The sequence below is a fragment of the Desulfosporosinus shakirovi genome, assembly GCF_020595055.1.
In the GTDB taxonomy this organism is placed as follows: Bacteria; Bacillota; Desulfitobacteriia; order Desulfitobacteriales; family Desulfitobacteriaceae; genus Desulfosporosinus; species Desulfosporosinus shakirovi.
Genome location: NZ_JAJDOO010000012.1, coordinates 1 through 16,170 on the forward strand (window position 1 = coordinate 1; position 16,170 = coordinate 16,170).

The following is a 16,170-nucleotide window of genomic DNA, read 5'->3' on the forward strand; positions in this document are numbered from 1 at the left end:
TATCTGGTACATTATCTTTTTAATTATTTTTGTCTTTACATCCGAGCCACTATATCCAGATCGAGGCGTGGAACCGGAACGGGCTTAGGACTTTCTATTGTTAAGAAAATTGTTGAAATGCATGGCGGAAAAGTATCGGCGGAAAGCGAACCCGGCCATGGAGCCGTTTTCACTTTGTATTTGCCATTAACTGAAGAAGCTTAGTGATTATCAAAGCAGACTGTTAACAAAAATGATAGACGTGGGCAAAAATAACAACTCTATTATCAGAGTATCTGTAAAAAGATGCTCTTTTTTTGTTAGAGTTTATGTCACGATAATGTTAAAAACCTGTACCGTGAAAAAGCTTGTCATGCTTACCGGAGACAACAAACTGGTGGTAGAATCTATTGGGCTGAATCAATCGGGTGGACACCAATATTTCACAATCTATTCGTCAAATATGCCTCAATGAAATTACCTAAAGCGGCCTTAGTACTTATAGGAAGTCTTGCGTTACTTACTGTAGGGGCACCTATCGCCTCTGCAGCACCTGCCTATGGTTATGGTTATAGCCACCACTAACAACCCAGTTGTGTCATAAGTCATTAAAAACACGGGGAAGACGAATGAGTGTCCTCGTGTTTTTGTTACTTGTCAGAGGTATTAGTTAATTTGAGTATTTAGCAACATTTAAATTCAAGTATTTTTTAGTGATCAAGTTTTTATAATAAAACGTGAAAATAAGTATCTTCCCATAGAGAAAAGTGAAAATTATTTTTAACTACCCCTAAAAAATAGTCTGTCTCCACGAATAACTAGATGAAAACGGGGGGGGCGACAAATATAAGAGTATGGCGGTTAACTTAAACATTGCCATAATCAAAGGATTCAAAACGAAAGGATGATATATCATGAGAAGAAACATTAAAAACACATTCTTGGTAAGTGCCTTATCACTTGGTTTAATTGTCGGTGCCGTCGGTGTGGCCGGAGCTGCCACCTCCATGGACTATCAGAAGAATATTGCCGAATGGATTAAAAACGATCCAAATCCAGTGGTCATGAACTCGGACCACAGTGCTGCCCCAGTTAATCCCCCAGCTGTCAATCCGATTAATACTCCGGTTGCCACTCCAGCAGCTGTTACGGTTACAAAACCGGTTTCAGCTTCGATTGTAACTCCGGCAAGTCCCCCTGTAACCGTCCCAGCTAAAACCGTTACCTCTGCGCCAGTCACCACAGGGCAGCCTAATCAATATCATTACAGTGATGGACATTCTAATATGAATCCCCAACAACACCAACAATTGCATTATAGTAGTATGAACGGGAATACTCATAATACTAACCACAACCAGAACCATAATAGTATGTCTGGGAATCATATGTCAGGAATCGGTCATGAATGATAAATCTACTTAATTAAGTGGACTGAAACAATGCCAGAAAAGGCGTTGAATTGTATATATTCTTTGCATAAAGGGATCCTGATTTTCAATCGGGGTCCTTCTTTCACAGGACTCGCTGTTTATCAATCCCAATTAGATGGAGAAGGATAAAACGCTGGAAGATATAAAACACAACGAGAAGGCAAGCATATCACTTGTCATCTCGTTGTGTTTTATAATTATTAAGGTCTTATTGGTTGTAAATTGGCATTTGAGCGCACTAAAAAGAAACGAGAAGACCAAGCATTTTGCTCGTCATCTCGTCTTCTGGTATTTTTTTATCACGAGTGTCACCTATCCCCCTCTGTGTGCTCACCCGAACCCTGCGGCATTTTCTCTGTGGAATGTTCTAGTTTTGGATCATGTTCTTGATCTTGATCTGTTTCCCCATTATAGGGAGGGTTTGTAGGCTGAAGTGGTAGGGGACTTTCCACTGTTCTATGGTCCGGGGATATATGGTCGGAACTAGGTTCAGTTGAATCATGGGATGTTTCTTGTGCGGTCGGCTTGCTCTGATTCGTGGAATGTTCAGTATAATTATGGTTCTCAGTAACCTTTGGTTGCATATTTGATGGTTGCTTGTGTTTTGGTATCTTTGGAACATTTGGCTCTTGCTGGGTATCTGCGGGGTTATCTTTCCGGTTTTGTGCTCTTATCTCCAAACTTTCTTCAGGGAAAAGGCTGGATACACTGACATTTGCATCCGCGAGAGCCTTTCGTACATTAGTGCGGAGGGAATCGGCTTGAACAGCTATACCTTTCTCTTCACATCGATCATAAATTAAATAACTGTTAACCGTCATTCCCTGTTGCTGGGCTTCCTGCTGGATATTTTGGGTTGTTTGACCGACAACCACACTTCCGGACAAGTTCCTGCGAGTCATTTCATCACGGATTGTGCTTCGCAGTATTTCAGTATCAATCAAATTGTTTCCCCACCTATTGACCGGTACCACGTTAGCTAAAACTAGGTTTTGGTTCTCATTTAATTGTCCCTTGTTCTTGGCATTTTCTATAATTAGATTAACAGTCTGATACACGTTTAACCCTTCAATAGATATCCCTTCCAATATACTCGATCCACCGTTAACGTCGCGGACCTTGATAACCTTACCTTGGTTATTAACAAGCAACTCGATCCCTTTGTTGATATCCAGAGCAACGGAGGCTACTGCCATATTCGGAATGAATAGGAGGTAGAATGCCGTGATGCTCAATACAAGTAATAAAACAGCTGCTGCACTCGAATATTTAAGCCAGGAATTATGGAATGATGGCATCCGGTGAGGTTTTAAAGTCACTTCAATTGTTTGGCCTATTCTGGGCTGCTCCTTAGGAGTAGAGATTTCTAAGAAGTCGCCTTTCTCTGTAAAGATGACTGTAAGCTTTGGTGAGGTTCGCATTACAATGCCTTTGGTTTTCATTTCTAAACCGCCTCTCCTGGTTCTGCTGGAATCTGCATAAAAGTTTTGAGCGGATAAAATGACGGCTCAGATAAGATGAGAGCCAGAGCAATAAGATATTTTCGCCCCTTTTCCAGGGCTTTACGTTTTACGCCGGTCAATACCTCCAGTTCTTTAATGGGTAATAGCCTATGAGTCTTAAGATATTCCATAAGACCAGGGTTATTGCTTAAAGCCAAGGCCGCTCGCAGAAGATTTTGCTTGCTGTCTCTTTGTTTAGGGGAGACTTTTAGTAAATCATCTAAGGTTACATTATAGTAACTTAGCACGAGGATAAAGCCTTCAATGACTTCCGCAAAGGCGTCTTGGTTCTCGGTTTCTTGATATTGCTCTTGGGACGCATCAAGATCGAAGCGGCTCAGTTCTTCATCCTCTAAGTTCATAGGTGAGAGGGAACGATGTTGATGTTTGCCTTCTTTGCGAAAAAAGTCCACTAATCTTCGCCGGATTACCATTTGAACAAAGCTTAAGAAAGAGGCTCCCCCATGAGGGTCGAAGGTGTCAATCGCTTCATTGAAGGCCAGAAGAGCAATACTAAGCTCATCATCATTATCCCAGGTTAAATACCTGTTGCAGATTTTGGAACTGACCTGAGCTATAAATGTTTTATGAGATCTTATGAGTTCCTCTCGTACGAGAGTGTCGCCGTTCTTGGCTGATAATAGGGTCTCTTGCGAAACCTGATCTTGCATTTTCATCACTCCGCTGATAGTTTATTCGAAAGTAGGCAGAAGTTTTAAGGGGTAGAAAAAAACATTCTACTCCATTATGGGGGTAGAATGTTACAGGATTGTCACATTAATGTTTCTTTTATGTTGCATAAGCTACTGTAGAGCGGGCACAAAATTTTCCTAAAGAATTAGATGAGAAACTGAAATGTTACAAAAATGTTAATCTAATGTGATCTTTCTGTAAAGAAACTTGTTTATGCTATGGCCTAGATAATAACAAGGAGGTACATAACGTGAAAAAAAGGTTATTAGTTATTCTTACTTTGGTATTTGCTCTCGCTTTAGCTGCTGCTCCTGTCTACGCTGCTATCACGGATCAACAAAAAGCTGATATTGATGCCCTCAATAAACAAATTTCAGAGATTCGAAAACAGATTGTGGACAAATACGCTGAGGCAGGCGAGATCACCAAGGCTCAAGCAGATGCTACAAAGGCTAATATCGACGCTGGTGAACAATATCGTCAGCAGTTTAGCCAACAACAGGGTCAGATTCCAACTCCTGGGAATGATCCAGGTTATGGTTATGGATGTGGGTCCAGCTGGGGTGGTGGCGGTTACTATGGAGGAATGTGGTAAGACTCCGCTTTAGATAGATCCATATGCAGAAAGCTTAGCACGGGTAACCAGTATAGGGTACTCGTGTTTTTGTTCATTCTCAGTGCTTTGGGGAAGGGGGGAGACACACTTCTGACACCTGAGTAAGATAGGTTTATTTAGTAGATTAAAATCGTGGGGGTATGAAAAATGAGGCAATCTAAAGCGAAAAAATGGTTTTTTTCGCTTATCATAGTTCTTAGCTTAATAATAGGTACAAAAACTACCTGTGCTGAAACACCTAAACTCGAAATCATAAATATGGATATTAATGTAATGCCAGAGTACGATACACCGGATATTTTATTAATTTATTCCGTCGACTTGAAAAATTCATCAGACCAGCCCTACTCAGGTGAGTTTGTCTGGAATCTTCCCAAGAACTCAAAAAGATATACTGTAGCAGATAAGACTAAGGGAGATAATCACGTTGAACCTACGGTAAAACACAATGAAAAAAATGATCAAATTGTCTGGAAGTTTCCGGAGCCATTACAGCCCGGTGAGACAAAATCTGTTCAAATAGAGTATTATTACAACAATTTAGAGGGCAACCTGGATAAAACCTTCGTTTATGACTATATTTCCGAATATCCTGTCACCCAGGCCCAAGTAAGCGTATTTCAGCCTAAAAAAGCCTCAAACATGGTTGTTACTCCTGATTTCGGCCAAGCACAAACTGGTTACGAGGGCTTCAGCGTTTACAAGAAAGAATTAAAGAACTTAAAACTTGGGGAGAGTGTACAAATAAAGGTCAGTTACACTAAGTCTGATCCCAACCCCTCGGTTGCCCCTCTGAGCGAGCAGAAAGCCCAAAGTGATCTGTCCACTCAGTCACCACAGAGCAAGAGCACTAGCGCCACGGTTGTATTGGTCTTCTTAACCGCATTTGTCGGAGTTTTAGGGCTAATTATCTATAAAGCAATGAGCAGAAAGCCTATTTCTACGTATCGAAACAGTACCCATCATGAAGAATTTATAATAGATGAGGAATTTAGGGAACTACAAAGTTCACACAATAAACAACCGAGCCGTAAAAAACTTAAGGCTGAAAAAAGGAAACTAAGAGATGCCTTATTATGTGGAAGGATTAGCGAGGAAACCTATCACCAATTATTAGCTGAACTTAATGAAGAGGAAGATTCTTAGGAGGAGGGGTGATAATGCCCAAAAAGATAAAGCTTATCCTTGCCCTATCTGTACTACTAGGGGCTTTTGGTTACTTGATGGTCAGCAGTTTTAATACTTCCAAGACCTATTACATGACCATTAATGAAGTAACGGCTAGCGCAGATAAAGGAACATTAGGGAAAAATCTTAAAGTAAGTGGTAAATTAGTTGGCGAAAGTGTTAAGTGGGAGCCATCTAAGGTGGAATTAAGGTTTGATATGATCTCAGAAGATCAAAAAAAAAACTATGTTTTATATAAAGGCGTTAAGCCCGATAATTTTAACGATGGAATTGATGTGATAGTGGATGGGAAATACACCGTTGAACAAGTTTTTCTCGCCGATAAAGTCTTGACAAAATGTCCTTCAAAATATGAAGAACAACAATAAATAGAATATGGGAGGACATTATTGTGGCCTATTTAGGTACTATTGGGTTGTCAGCCTTTGGGATGGGAATTTATTCCGTAGCTGCTTTCTTTATGTTTAATAGTAATAGAAGACTAAAATATCTCCTAAGCGCTAAAAACGCCGTTTATGGAACAGCACTTTTTACGACGATAAGCGTCCTTGCTATGCTCTACGCTTTAATAACCGGTGATTTTTCCATTGAATATGTAACCCAATATACAAGTCAGGATCTGCCGACGATCTATAAATTAACGGCTTTGTGGGCGGGAAATGACGGTTCACTATTATTCTGGGCTTGGATACTTGTTCTATTAGCAGCCCTTGTTACAGTTTCGAAAGAAAATGAAGAGTATATCCCCTATGCCAGCCCTATCATGATGGTGGTCAGTGTATTCTTCTTATTTATGCTGAATTTTGTTTCCCAACCTTTTGTACAGCTACTAAATCCGCCATTGGATGGAATGGGTATGAACCCAATGCTTCAGAACCCGGGGATGGTAATTCATCCGGTTACCTTATATCTCGGGTATGTTGGTTTCGCTGTCCCCTTTGCTTTCGCCATGGCAGCTCTCATTATGAAAAATCCGGGAGACCAGTGGATTAAGCTGACTAGAAAATGGACACTTATCTCATGGCTATTTTTAACACTGGGTAATTTATTTGGGGCCCAGTGGGCTTATGTAGAATTGGGCTGGGGTGGTTACTGGGCCTGGGATCCCGTAGAGAATGCATCGTTAATGCCTTGGCTTACCGGTTCTGCTTTCCTTCATTCGGTCATGGTCCAGGGACGAAAAAATATGCTCAAGATCTGGAACATGGTCTTAATTATCGTTACTTTCGGCTTAACGCTTTTTGGAACGTTCTTAATCCGAAGTGGGGTTGTCGCTTCAGTTCATGCCTTCGGGAATTCTAGCTTAGGTACTTACTTCCTGATCTTTACCTCATTAATAATTTTAGCAGCCTTATATCTGGTAGCTGACAGAATCCACCTGCTTCGACAAGAAATCAGTTTGAATCCTATATATCTAAGGAAAGTAGTTTTTTATTGAACAATTTGTTACTCGTGGGTTCCGCCTTTAGTATCTTTTGGGGAACTGTTTTCCCGATTGTATCAGAAGCCGTTGTAGGCCAAAAAATTGCCGTGGGAATCCCTTTCGTTAATCAGGTCAACGCACCCATAGGTTTAGCCTTTACGTTGCTCATGGGAATTTGCCCTTTGATCGCATGGCGGAAAGCCAATTTTGAAAATATCGCTAAAAATTTCCTGTGGCCATGGATTATTGCAATTGTAGGCATGTCGGTGATGGTTTTAATAGGTGGAATTACCAAACCTTATGTGTTAATTGCCTACACTATCTGCGTTTTTGTGATTTCTTCAACCCTCCAGGATATTCTTAAAGGAGTTCGGGTAAGAAAAAAGTTGACTGGAGCGAACCTCATCGTATCTTTAATCAGGCTCTTAAGCAAAAACCGACGGCGCTATGGGTGCTATGTAATTCATATGGGAATTGTGATGATGATTGTAGGGGTCACAGGCTCAAATGTATTTAACAGCGAAGCTGTCAAAACCTTTAAGCCAGGAGAAACTGCTGTGGTTGGGAGCTATACTATCTCTTATAAGGGACTTGAGCGAACCTCAAGGGATAATATGGAGGTTGTTTATGCCGATTTGAGCGTGATCCACAATAATAACGATATGATAAGTTGACTGTCGATGATTATCAGGAATTGAAAGCTTTATATAAAGAAAAAGCTGTACAACTGCTCAAGGCTAATGACATAGTTTCTGGAATAACCGAAAAGGATCTGCTTAGAAAATTAGAAGAAGAAATCGAAGCTGACTTAAAAACTCTAAAGGGACCAGACGCCAATGAAAAGGGTTAAAATGCTTATGGTTTTAGGTAGTCTTACAGTTTTCTTCCTTTATCCTGCTCTTGGAGTTCAGGCAACCCTCACTCTTAGTCAGGATACCAGGATAAAGCACTGTTTCATTCTCCGAGCCATATGGCAAAGTGGAATAAAAGCACGTTAAAGGGTCTTGATCCTCACGTCTTGGTAGCTTTTATGGGCTTAATGCTCGTCATGATTCCAGGCACCTTTCTATACCGAGGCCGTAAAAACCAATTCAAGACTCAAGCGGTAGAATCTCAAACGGATGTGGTTAATTCAGAGATCAAAAAACAAATAATCTTAGCCAAAACTCCAACTTGAAGAACACTTTGCCCAAGGGAAAATTACTCAAGAAGAATATTTTAACACTTTAGCTGGTTATAAGGCTCTTCTTAAGAAAATGGAAGAAGAGAGGGGACGGACCGTTGATAGAAGGGATTAATTTATCTAAAACCTATGGTAATAAAAATATATTAAGGGACATTTCTTTAACGATTCCTAAGGGCGAGTTCACAGCTGTTTTAGGACCTAATGGAGCCGGTAAATCGACGCTCCTGAAAATCCTTGCTTTAAATTTCCAAACCTGATTCAGGAGAGGTTAAAATCGGGAAACAATCGTTTAACCTTAAAGGTGAATTAAAACGTAAAATTGGTATCCTTTCACATAGCTCTTTTTTGTATCCAGAGCTTACAGCCTATGAAAATCTTCGGTTTTACGGATGTCTATATTCTATAGTGAGGCAGTGTGAGTGAACAATGATTGTTTGTGGAACTAGACATTTAACCGCTAATTAAACATTGGGAAGGGGATAGATAGTAATATCGAGAAGGAATAATGAAAATCCAACACCAGCAGAATAATTTGATGTTTATAAACGTAAAGTTACAGCACATACAACTCTTCACTAAATAGGCATTTAACGCATAGTTGGAACAAAAATAGAAGGGCTCTTGGTAAACGATGCTTAAATATGTCTAATCATAATCGTTTAATCGCTCTATAATTAATTCGAATTTTTAAAGAATTCGTCTAGTTAAGTGAAATCTATCCTTTGCAAAACTACAGTCCAATTGCCATGGGTTTCATGGGTTCTATGAATCATACTGGGCTCGTATCGTTAGAGCCTTACAGAGGCTCCTAGAGGCTGGATTTTATAGTTGGCTATGAGTGAATCAACGATAACCGAATAACTTGATTTTTGTTGGTTCAGTAAAAACTTTCTTCAGAAAAACACTTTCTAAATCGCTAAGCGTTAAATACTAACTAGGCACAAGTTCCAGATACACCAAACTCAACAATAATGCTCAGCAATAAGAATGAGCAATAAGAATGAAGAGAACCAGTACACTTCAACAAAGTATAGCCCAATTGCTTGAGATTGACGAAATCAAGCAATTGGGCTATATAACTGCTACTCCCCTACGGTATTAAATACTCTACTTTACATAATATCTATTATCGGACCCAATTGCAAAGTTGTATATGGTTCGCAAAGTTACTGAAGGTTACTAACTTACAACTACAGAACGCTATTTGAAGCAGGAATATATAGATACAATGGTTAATGGTTTAATATCCTGAAGAAGAATAAATGAGTTCAAAGAGCTCATAATGCCCTGTCGATTGCAAAAAAAGCTTTGCGATTGCCATTCATATCCCAATTCTATAGAATAACTCCTGCTAAATCGTTAGGTTTTAAAAATAAGGGCACACAATATCTCATTCTAAATAATCTGGGACTATATAATTTCTTAAACATAACAATAACTGATAATTGGTAAAATACAAACTATTTAAGGTTTTTTTGTAAGGATGGTTAGAAAACTGCCATTCAATATATGAGGATCAACACTAAGGAGGTTCTAAGATAAGTTGCCTATTTACTATATTCATCTCATGAAATTAGCATTATTTTTTTCGTACTTGTAGTATATGTTCGGCAGTATGCTTACAAAGGAAGTGAACTTGATTTCACCTTGTATTTACTATGCTTATTATGGCGCTTAGCAGTTTCTGGAGCTTCGGTGTTTAATAAAACATCATTTATCTCTATCTCTGCGTAATCCCCCTCAGGAACATTAATACACTGGCAACAATTATCACATTGCTTCCTTGGATCAAGATCACAAAGATCACACTCCCCGCATTCGGTGCAGACACGATCTTCCAATAAACAGGGCTCTCCTAGGCTATTCAATTTCCAAACCTCCAATTAATCCATTATTAATTAATGACAGTAATGAGACTAAAATATTCCCGGACTCAAGATAAGCGATCTTGGGTCATCTGCCAGACCTTGCAGGGCAGCTTTTGAGCGCTGTTCCGCCCAAGCTTCATCAAGTAATTTAATAGTATCTCTATAACGCTCCTTGCTCCCTAACAGGACAAGCAACAAATCCCCGTCGGGTCTTGAGACATAAGAAACAAGACATTGTCCGGCTGCAGTCGTTGTCCCTGTTTTCAGACCTTGATCTCCCGGATATATCTCGAGAAGGAGATTAGTATTCTGCACATAAGACTCACGAGATACCCCTTGTGCGTCTTTCCATTGAACGTGAGCACTTGTTTGTTTAACGTATTCTTTGAGTGTATCATTATCAACAAATTCTCTTGAGATTTTACTAAGGTCATTGGCGCTAGTATATTGGTTGAGATCCGGCAATCCATGCGGGTTGGTAAAGTGTGTGTTTTGACATCCCAGACTAGATGCATATTCGTTCATTAGCTGAGCAAAAGCTGGAATTGAACCACCTGCTTTAACTGCTAAAGCTGCTGCCGCATCATTTGAACTGTTGACATATAAGGCAGTTAAAAGATCATGAACTGATATTTCATCACCCGGCCTCAGCCCAAGTCGTGAACCTTCAACATTCACTTCTGTACCAACTTTCACCATATCCGTCCCTTTTAAGTTCTTTACTGCGACAAGACCCGTAATAAGTTTTAAGGTACTTGCCGGGGCGCGTTGTACATCAGCATTATGGGATTTTAAAATCTTATTGGTATGTGGATCTATAAGAACGTAGCTTTCATCATCTGTTGATAGTTCAGCTGATGATGAACCAGCCTTAATTAAATCAGAAGGTTGGGTCTCATCAATGATTGATGTCATTAGAGAACTAGCGAGGGAATTGGTACCAGCAGAACTAAAATAACGAAATCCAGTAATCGACATCACAATGAATGTGATCAGCAAGGTCATTTTTATCACTTTTCTGGACTTTCTTTTAGACTTTGATTTTGAAATATGATACTCCGGATGTTTCAAAAAATTAACCCCTCTTTGAAAAAATATGTCACTTTAATAACTAAATTCCAATGTTCGCTATGCTTTTAAAACCTTTATACAAACAACGCTATTATAACTAATTTAAAGGATCGAGGCAAGTTTCACACTGAGTATCTTTGTGAAATGAGACAATTAAGACTTCTCCCCTCTCTCCCACATATGCCACACTGCCAAAAAAGGATAGGGATTAGTCCATTCTCCATTCGGCAGTTCTATACCGAAATGAAGGTGGTCAGGTGTTGTCAAAGCATCTCCGGTATGTCCCATCCCTCCTATGAACTCCCCCGCCTCGATTCGTTCCCCCTTCACGAGTTTCGCAGAAATATACTGCAGGTGCGCGTAATAATAATAATTTCCATCATCTCCGCGTACACCGACACGTTCACCGCCTAGCCGATTCCACCCTAATTGTTCGATTTCCCCGCCACAACTACTGATGATAGACGTCCCTTCTTTGCCAAAGAGATCAGTTCCTTCATGCCTGCGTACCCCACCCTCTCGATCTGCCCCATAACTGTCTTCATACCAAGTGGTTCCTGCGACGGGAAAAGTATATTTATTAGGATGATAATATGAGTATTCCCTTAGAATCTCACGATGTCTGCCAATTGCTTTTATCGTATCGGCGGGGAGCATACCCCAATTCAGGTCTGACATAGTGATATTATCCTGAAGTTGGTCAATAAGCTTTTGAGCCTCATTTTTAGGGATTGTCGAATGGATTGCTAAAAGATCCTCATAAGCCATATGCGGGGATTTCTGATTTTCTTGTACGCATTGTTTCACTAGCGAAGGAGAAATGGTATTTAAATATGGGTATACGTCTGGCGGAATGTTGGGGGGACGATGAAGTACCTGCCAAATGATTATTGCTAAAACAACTAAAAGACTTATCTGTGCCAATCCACGTACAAGTTTCAAAGGAATCCTCATAGATTTATACCTGCTCTCTTTAAAAATTTTCAAACACAACGAACATTTGTTTGTACTTTGTTAGAAAGAATGGTACAATATTCCTGAAAAGATGGGGGTGTTTTTGTTATGTACCCGGATTTATCTCAACGACAAACGAATATTTTGGAATTTATTAAACAGGAAATACGTAAAAAGGGATATCCGCCTGCCGTTAGGGAAATCGGCGAAGCTGTTGGGTTGTTATCCAGTTCTACTGTGCATGGCCACCTTCAGACCTTGGAGGACAAAGGCTACATCCGACGCGATCCCACCAAACCAAGAGCCATCGAAATTTTAGACAGCTCCAGTGAAGCTCTAGAAATGAAGAAAGTTGTCCAGGTCCCAATTGTCGGCCGTGTAACTGCCGGCCAGCCTATTCTGGCCGTTGAAAACATCGAAGGAACCTTTCCCCTTTCTGCTGATTTTGTGCGCCATGACAACATTTTCATGCTTCGCGTGCAGGGAGAAAGTATGATAGGAGCAGGAATATTAGATGGAGATTACATTATCGTTCGTCAACAAAGTGATGCACGAAATGGCGAAATTGTTGTCGCCCTCATTGGTGATGAGGCGACGGTAAAACGGTTTTTTAAAGAAAGAACGCTTATTCGACTTCAGCCTGAAAATCCATCAATGGAACCCATCTACTCTCAGGACGTTTCAATCTTAGGAAAGGTCGTCGGGGTTTTCCGTACTCTCTAATGATGTGAAGTCTCTTATTACAAAGATATGCACTATGAGAATGAGTTAACATTGATACTGTTAACTTACGAAAAATAAACTACGCATACATTAGAGGAGGTCTTTTCATGGCTATTAGTAATGAGGATTTATATAAGCTGATTAGTAAACTTCCCGAAGAAGCAAAGCAATCAGCCTATGATTTCTTAGAGTTCTTAACCGCAGGTTATACTCGGCCCGATTGGGACGAAATTGGAAATCGACAATCTTGGTGATGTCCGCAGAGGGCGAGAAGTATCTTCCAGAAAGTAAATAACGCTTACGTTAAACTTCCTAACTAATATAAAAAGACCGGCTTTCAAATGAAAACCGGTCTTTTTGCTTGCATATCTTAAACAATATTCTTGGGAGTATATGAAGGGCAATCAGGTTCGTGAAATTTTGCAGTTTTGTCTGTCCTGAAAACGCTCCAACCCTAAGGCGATCAAACGATCAATCAATTCAGAATAAGGAATTCCTGTTGCTTCCCAAAGCTTAGGGTACATTGATATTTCCGTAAATCCAGGTAAGGTATTTATCTCATTAAGAAATATTTCCTTTTCAGGAGTCACAAAAAAGTCAACTCGACCTAAGCCATTTGCTTCGACAGCACGGAAAGCTTCAATAGCCATACTCTGCAAGCTTTTAATGACTATATCATCCAGATTCGCCGGTATCAAAAGACTCGACCCAATATTAGAATACTTGGCTTCATAAGTATAGAACTCATGTGCAGGCAAGACTTCACCAGGAAGAGATGCTATTGGTGCGTCATTTCCTAAAACTGAGACTTCAATTTCCTGCCCAATGATCGTCTCTTCTACAACAATCTTTCGATCAAAGATGGCTGCTGTTTTTAAGGCATCCATCAACTCTTCGCGGTGATGAGCTTTCGAGATACCCACACTGGACCCTAGATTGGCAGGTTTCACAAAGCAGGGATAGCCTATCTTCTCTTCAATCTTATTAAGACATAGTTCAGGTCTGTCAAGGAATTCTGATCTAAGGAGAGTAATATAGCGCGCCAAGGGCAGGTTTTTTTCCAGAAAGACTGCTTTCATCCGATCTTTGTCCATACCAAGGGAGGACCCTAATACTCCAGATCCTACATAAGGGACATTGGCCATCTCAAGTAATCCCTGGAGAGTTCCATCCTCGCCGTAGGGTCCATGAAGAACCGGAAAAACAAGATCGAATTTTCCCTGGTTTGGAAGGGGTCTGCCATCAATGGCCATAAAATGCGGTTTGGTAGGATCAATGACTAAAGTCACCTGGATCCCCTCCGTAATCGCAGGAAACCCATTCTTAATAATTTCTTCCGGTAGAACTCCCCAAAACCATTGACCCTGTTTATTGATGCCAATTGTTTCTACACTGTAACGGTTTCTGTCTATCGCTTTGTAAATTGACTGAGCTGAGTTCAAGGAAACCTCATGTTCACCTGAGCGACCGCCAAACAGAAGAACCACACTTTGTTTGTGATCATCCACAATGCCTCACCCTCTCTAATTAAGTAGTTAATAGTTAATTAAGTATGTGCCCACCAACTAGTATAGACCCCAATATTAAACAGGGAAAGTCGGTTTTAGAAGCAACTATAAAAGTATATGCTTGAAAAAGAAAAAAGCTCCCGCCTAACGGGCAAGAGCTCCTATTTCATCTAAAGGCCAATAACGAAAAAGAGTTCTTCCTGTAATATTTTCTACAGGCAGGAATCCCCATTCTCTTGAATCAGCACTGTTGTTACGATTATCCCCCATTACAAAGACAGAATCGTTGGGAACAACGATCGGACCAAAATCGTTGTTGGGTTTTTCTAACAGATAAGGTTCGTCAAGACGTTGATCATTTAAGTAAGTGGTCTTATTGCGAATTTCAACTTTATCCCCTGCTAAGCCTACAACTCTTTTAATATAGTCATCCGTGGCATGAGCACTCGGTGGTGGATGAAAAACTATAATATCTCCATGATTAATATGATCAAATCGTTTGAAGAAAAACTTGTCAACAATGACCCGGTCTTCCAACTGTATTGTTGGGAGCATTGAACCTGTCGGGATTTTTCGTGCTTCGATCACATAGGTGCGTAATACCCAGGAAAGCGCGAAAGCAATGAGTACTATTTCTACCAGTTCTATCAAAAAACGAAAGGAACTTTTCGGCTTCTCCGAACTTTCCATAGTGCACCTCTTTCTACTCTACATCTTAACATAGATTTTCCGATGTTTAAATGGAAGATTTATTAGCTCAGAAGTCCTTGTTGCCACAAATTCAGGGCTGCTAAGATATTGCCCATCTGTATATAAGTACAGGATATTCCCCCTTGTTGATAGACAACAAAGGGTTCTCGCAGAGGTCCGTCTGCGGAGAATTCACTGGTTGAACCCTGAATAAAGGTTCCTCCAGCCATAATGATTTCATCTTCATATCCAGGCATTCCTGAAGGAATAGGCAAAACATGAGAATCAATCGGCGACCCTTTCTGTAAGCCCTGACAAAAAGCGATCATCTTTTCCCGAGATCCAAGTTTGACGGCTTGAATAAGGTCCGTTCTCACGGTCTCTGGTTGAGGATGCACTTCAAATCCTAAAGCCCGCCAAAATGCCGCAGAAAAAACCGCACCTTTTATAGATTCAGAAACGGTTAAGGGGCTGAAGAACAATCCTTGATAAAATAAGCGTTGCCATTCCAAGGTTGCACCCATGTGCCCTCCCACTCCCGGAGCCGTCAAGCGCTGAGCGCTTAGTTCAACCAAATCTGAGCGTCCAGCCACGTATCCCCCAGTAGGGGCCACGCTCCCGCCCAGATTTTTAATCAGTGATCCTGCCATTAAATCTACCCCAATATCACCGGGTTCTTGAGTCTCTACTAATTCTCCATAGCAGTTATCTACAAAAATGATCAGCTGGGGAAAGTGTTTTCTGACAAAGTCTACGAGTTCTTTCAACTGAGATATCATCAGAGCATCTCTCCAAGCATATCCGCGTGAACGCTGAACCAACAGCATTCGTGTCTTTGTTGTTATCTTCTCGCTAATTAGGGCATATTGTAATTTGCCATGGGAATCCAAGGGAACAGTATCATGAAATACCCCGAAATCCCTGAGGCTCCCTTGCCCTTCTCCTCTAAGCCCAATTACTTCTTCTAATGTATCATAAGGAGTTCCGCTAACCGAAAGAACATGATCCCCAGGTCGCAGTACACCAAATAAGGCAGAGGCAATGGCATGTGTTCCTGAAACGAACTGGCCTCGGACAAGTGCTGCTTCCGCACCTAGAATACGCGCAACTACACGATCAAGCACTTCTCGTCCCGAATCACCCAAGCCGTACCCCGTCGTTCCTTGTAAATGATAAGCAGCCACTCGTTCCTCTTGAAAAGCGTTTAAAACTTTTTCGTGGTTCTTTTCAGCTATTTCTTGTAATGCAGGTAATTGATCAAAGAGTGCTTTTTCTGCCTCATCTACCGCATTGCTAATAATCTTTGGCCATTTAGGATTCGAATACAAACAATTTC

19 protein-coding genes are annotated in these 16,170 nt (G+C 40.6%); 11 read left to right on the plus strand and 8 right to left on the minus strand.

From position 1 onward, the window contains the following. A partial coding sequence (locus LJE72_RS12085) for an ATP-binding protein (protein WP_248286342.1) occupies nucleotides 1-204 on the plus strand: 204 nt, incomplete at its 5' end. Between the two features lie 689 nt (nucleotides 205-893). Beyond that, nucleotides 894-1,391: a hypothetical protein gene (locus tag LJE72_RS12090; protein ID WP_229247822.1), complete on the plus strand. Its 498-nt coding sequence runs from the start codon at nucleotides 894-896 to the stop codon at nucleotides 1,389-1,391. Nucleotides 1,392-1,720: 329 nt separating this feature from the next. Here the strand turns inward: LJE72_RS12090 and LJE72_RS12095 are convergent, their stop codons facing one another. After that, entirely contained in the window at nucleotides 1,721-2,854 is a 1,134-nt protein-coding gene (locus tag LJE72_RS12095) for an anti-sigma-I factor RsgI family protein (protein WP_229247823.1), read from the minus strand. A gap of 2 nt (nucleotides 2,855-2,856) precedes the next feature. After that, a complete protein-coding gene (gene sigI / locus LJE72_RS12100) occupies nucleotides 2,857-3,585 on the minus strand; it encodes an RNA polymerase sigma-I factor (protein WP_229247824.1) in 729 nt (242 codons plus the stop codon). Nucleotides 3,586-3,857: 272 nt separating this feature from the next. Between sigI and LJE72_RS12105 the strand changes: the two genes are divergently transcribed. From LJE72_RS12105 to LJE72_RS12135, 7 genes are all read left to right on the plus strand, one after another. Next, a complete protein-coding gene (locus LJE72_RS12105) occupies nucleotides 3,858-4,202 on the plus strand; it encodes a YckD family protein (RefSeq protein ID WP_229247825.1) in 345 nt (114 codons plus the stop codon). A gap of 168 nt (nucleotides 4,203-4,370) precedes the next feature. Beyond that, nucleotides 4,371-5,369 (plus strand): hypothetical protein, encoded by a 999-nt coding sequence (locus tag LJE72_RS12110; protein WP_229247826.1) that lies wholly within the window; start codon nucleotides 4,371-4,373, stop codon nucleotides 5,367-5,369. Between the two features lie 14 nt (nucleotides 5,370-5,383). Continuing rightward, entirely contained in the window at nucleotides 5,384-5,779 is a 396-nt protein-coding gene (locus tag LJE72_RS12115) for a cytochrome c maturation protein CcmE (protein ID WP_229247827.1), read from the plus strand. Nucleotides 5,780-5,802: 23 nt separating this feature from the next. Continuing rightward, the gene (locus LJE72_RS12120) at nucleotides 5,803-6,849 is read left to right on the plus strand and encodes a heme lyase CcmF/NrfE family subunit (RefSeq protein WP_229247828.1); all 1,047 of its coding nucleotides are present in this window, start codon (nucleotides 5,803-5,805) and stop codon (nucleotides 6,847-6,849) included. Continuing rightward, on the plus strand, nucleotides 6,846-7,508 hold the full coding sequence (locus tag LJE72_RS12125; RefSeq protein ID WP_229247829.1) for a cytochrome c-type biogenesis CcmF C-terminal domain-containing protein: 663 nt from the start codon (nucleotides 6,846-6,848) through the stop codon (nucleotides 7,506-7,508). The genes LJE72_RS12120 and LJE72_RS12125 overlap by 4 nt, the downstream gene beginning before the upstream one ends. Further along, nucleotides 7,505-7,684, plus strand: coding sequence for a hypothetical protein (locus tag LJE72_RS12130; RefSeq protein ID WP_229247830.1), 180 nt, complete (start codon nucleotides 7,505-7,507; stop codon nucleotides 7,682-7,684). The genes LJE72_RS12125 and LJE72_RS12130 overlap by 4 nt, the downstream gene beginning before the upstream one ends. Nucleotides 7,685-8,115: 431 nt before the next feature. Further along, nucleotides 8,116-8,277 (plus strand): ATP-binding cassette domain-containing protein, encoded by a 162-nt coding sequence (locus LJE72_RS12135; RefSeq protein ID WP_229247831.1) that lies wholly within the window; start codon nucleotides 8,116-8,118, stop codon nucleotides 8,275-8,277. A 1,362-nt stretch (nucleotides 8,278-9,639) separates the two neighbouring features. On the opposite strand, the gene LJE72_RS12140 is transcribed toward LJE72_RS12135, so the two are convergent. The 3 genes from LJE72_RS12140 to LJE72_RS12150 all read right to left on the minus strand — a co-directional run bounded on the left by LJE72_RS12140 (nucleotide 9,640) and on the right by LJE72_RS12150 (nucleotide 11,913). Further along, the gene (locus LJE72_RS12140; RefSeq protein ID WP_229247832.1) at nucleotides 9,640-9,888 is read right to left on the minus strand and encodes a hypothetical protein; all 249 of its coding nucleotides are present in this window, start codon (nucleotides 9,886-9,888) and stop codon (nucleotides 9,640-9,642) included. A gap of 48 nt (nucleotides 9,889-9,936) precedes the next feature. Further along, nucleotides 9,937-10,959, minus strand: a complete 1,023-nt coding sequence (locus LJE72_RS12145) for a D-alanyl-D-alanine carboxypeptidase family protein (RefSeq protein ID WP_229247833.1) — start codon at nucleotides 10,957-10,959, stop codon at nucleotides 9,937-9,939. Between the two features lie 153 nt (nucleotides 10,960-11,112). Then, the gene (locus tag LJE72_RS12150; RefSeq protein ID WP_229247834.1) at nucleotides 11,113-11,913 is read right to left on the minus strand and encodes a M23 family metallopeptidase; all 801 of its coding nucleotides are present in this window, start codon (nucleotides 11,911-11,913) and stop codon (nucleotides 11,113-11,115) included. A 108-nt stretch (nucleotides 11,914-12,021) separates the two neighbouring features. On the opposite strand from LJE72_RS12150, the gene lexA reads away from it, so the two are divergent. Further along, nucleotides 12,022-12,636 carry a transcriptional repressor LexA gene (gene lexA / locus LJE72_RS12155; protein WP_229247835.1) on the plus strand — a complete coding sequence of 205 codons (615 nt, stop codon included), beginning with the start codon at nucleotides 12,022-12,024 and terminating at the stop codon, nucleotides 12,634-12,636. A 107-nt stretch (nucleotides 12,637-12,743) separates the two neighbouring features. Beyond that, entirely contained in the window at nucleotides 12,744-12,890 is a 147-nt protein-coding gene (locus tag LJE72_RS12160) for a DUF2281 domain-containing protein (RefSeq protein ID WP_229247836.1), read from the plus strand. A 150-nt stretch (nucleotides 12,891-13,040) separates the two neighbouring features. On the opposite strand, the gene LJE72_RS12165 is transcribed toward LJE72_RS12160, so the two are convergent. The 3 genes from LJE72_RS12165 to LJE72_RS12175 form a co-directional block, all read right to left on the minus strand. After that, complete coding sequence (locus tag LJE72_RS12165; RefSeq protein ID WP_229247837.1) at nucleotides 13,041-14,144, minus strand: D-alanine--D-alanine ligase family protein; 1,104 nt, start codon at nucleotides 14,142-14,144, stop codon at nucleotides 13,041-13,043. A 144-nt stretch (nucleotides 14,145-14,288) separates the two neighbouring features. Continuing rightward, nucleotides 14,289-14,834, minus strand: coding sequence for a signal peptidase I (gene lepB / locus LJE72_RS12170; RefSeq protein WP_229247838.1), 546 nt, complete (start codon nucleotides 14,832-14,834; stop codon nucleotides 14,289-14,291). A gap of 62 nt (nucleotides 14,835-14,896) precedes the next feature. Continuing rightward, nucleotides 14,897-16,162, minus strand: coding sequence for a methionine gamma-lyase family protein (locus tag LJE72_RS12175; RefSeq protein WP_229247839.1), 1,266 nt, complete (start codon nucleotides 16,160-16,162; stop codon nucleotides 14,897-14,899). Between the last annotated feature and the right edge of the window lie 8 nt (nucleotides 16,163-16,170).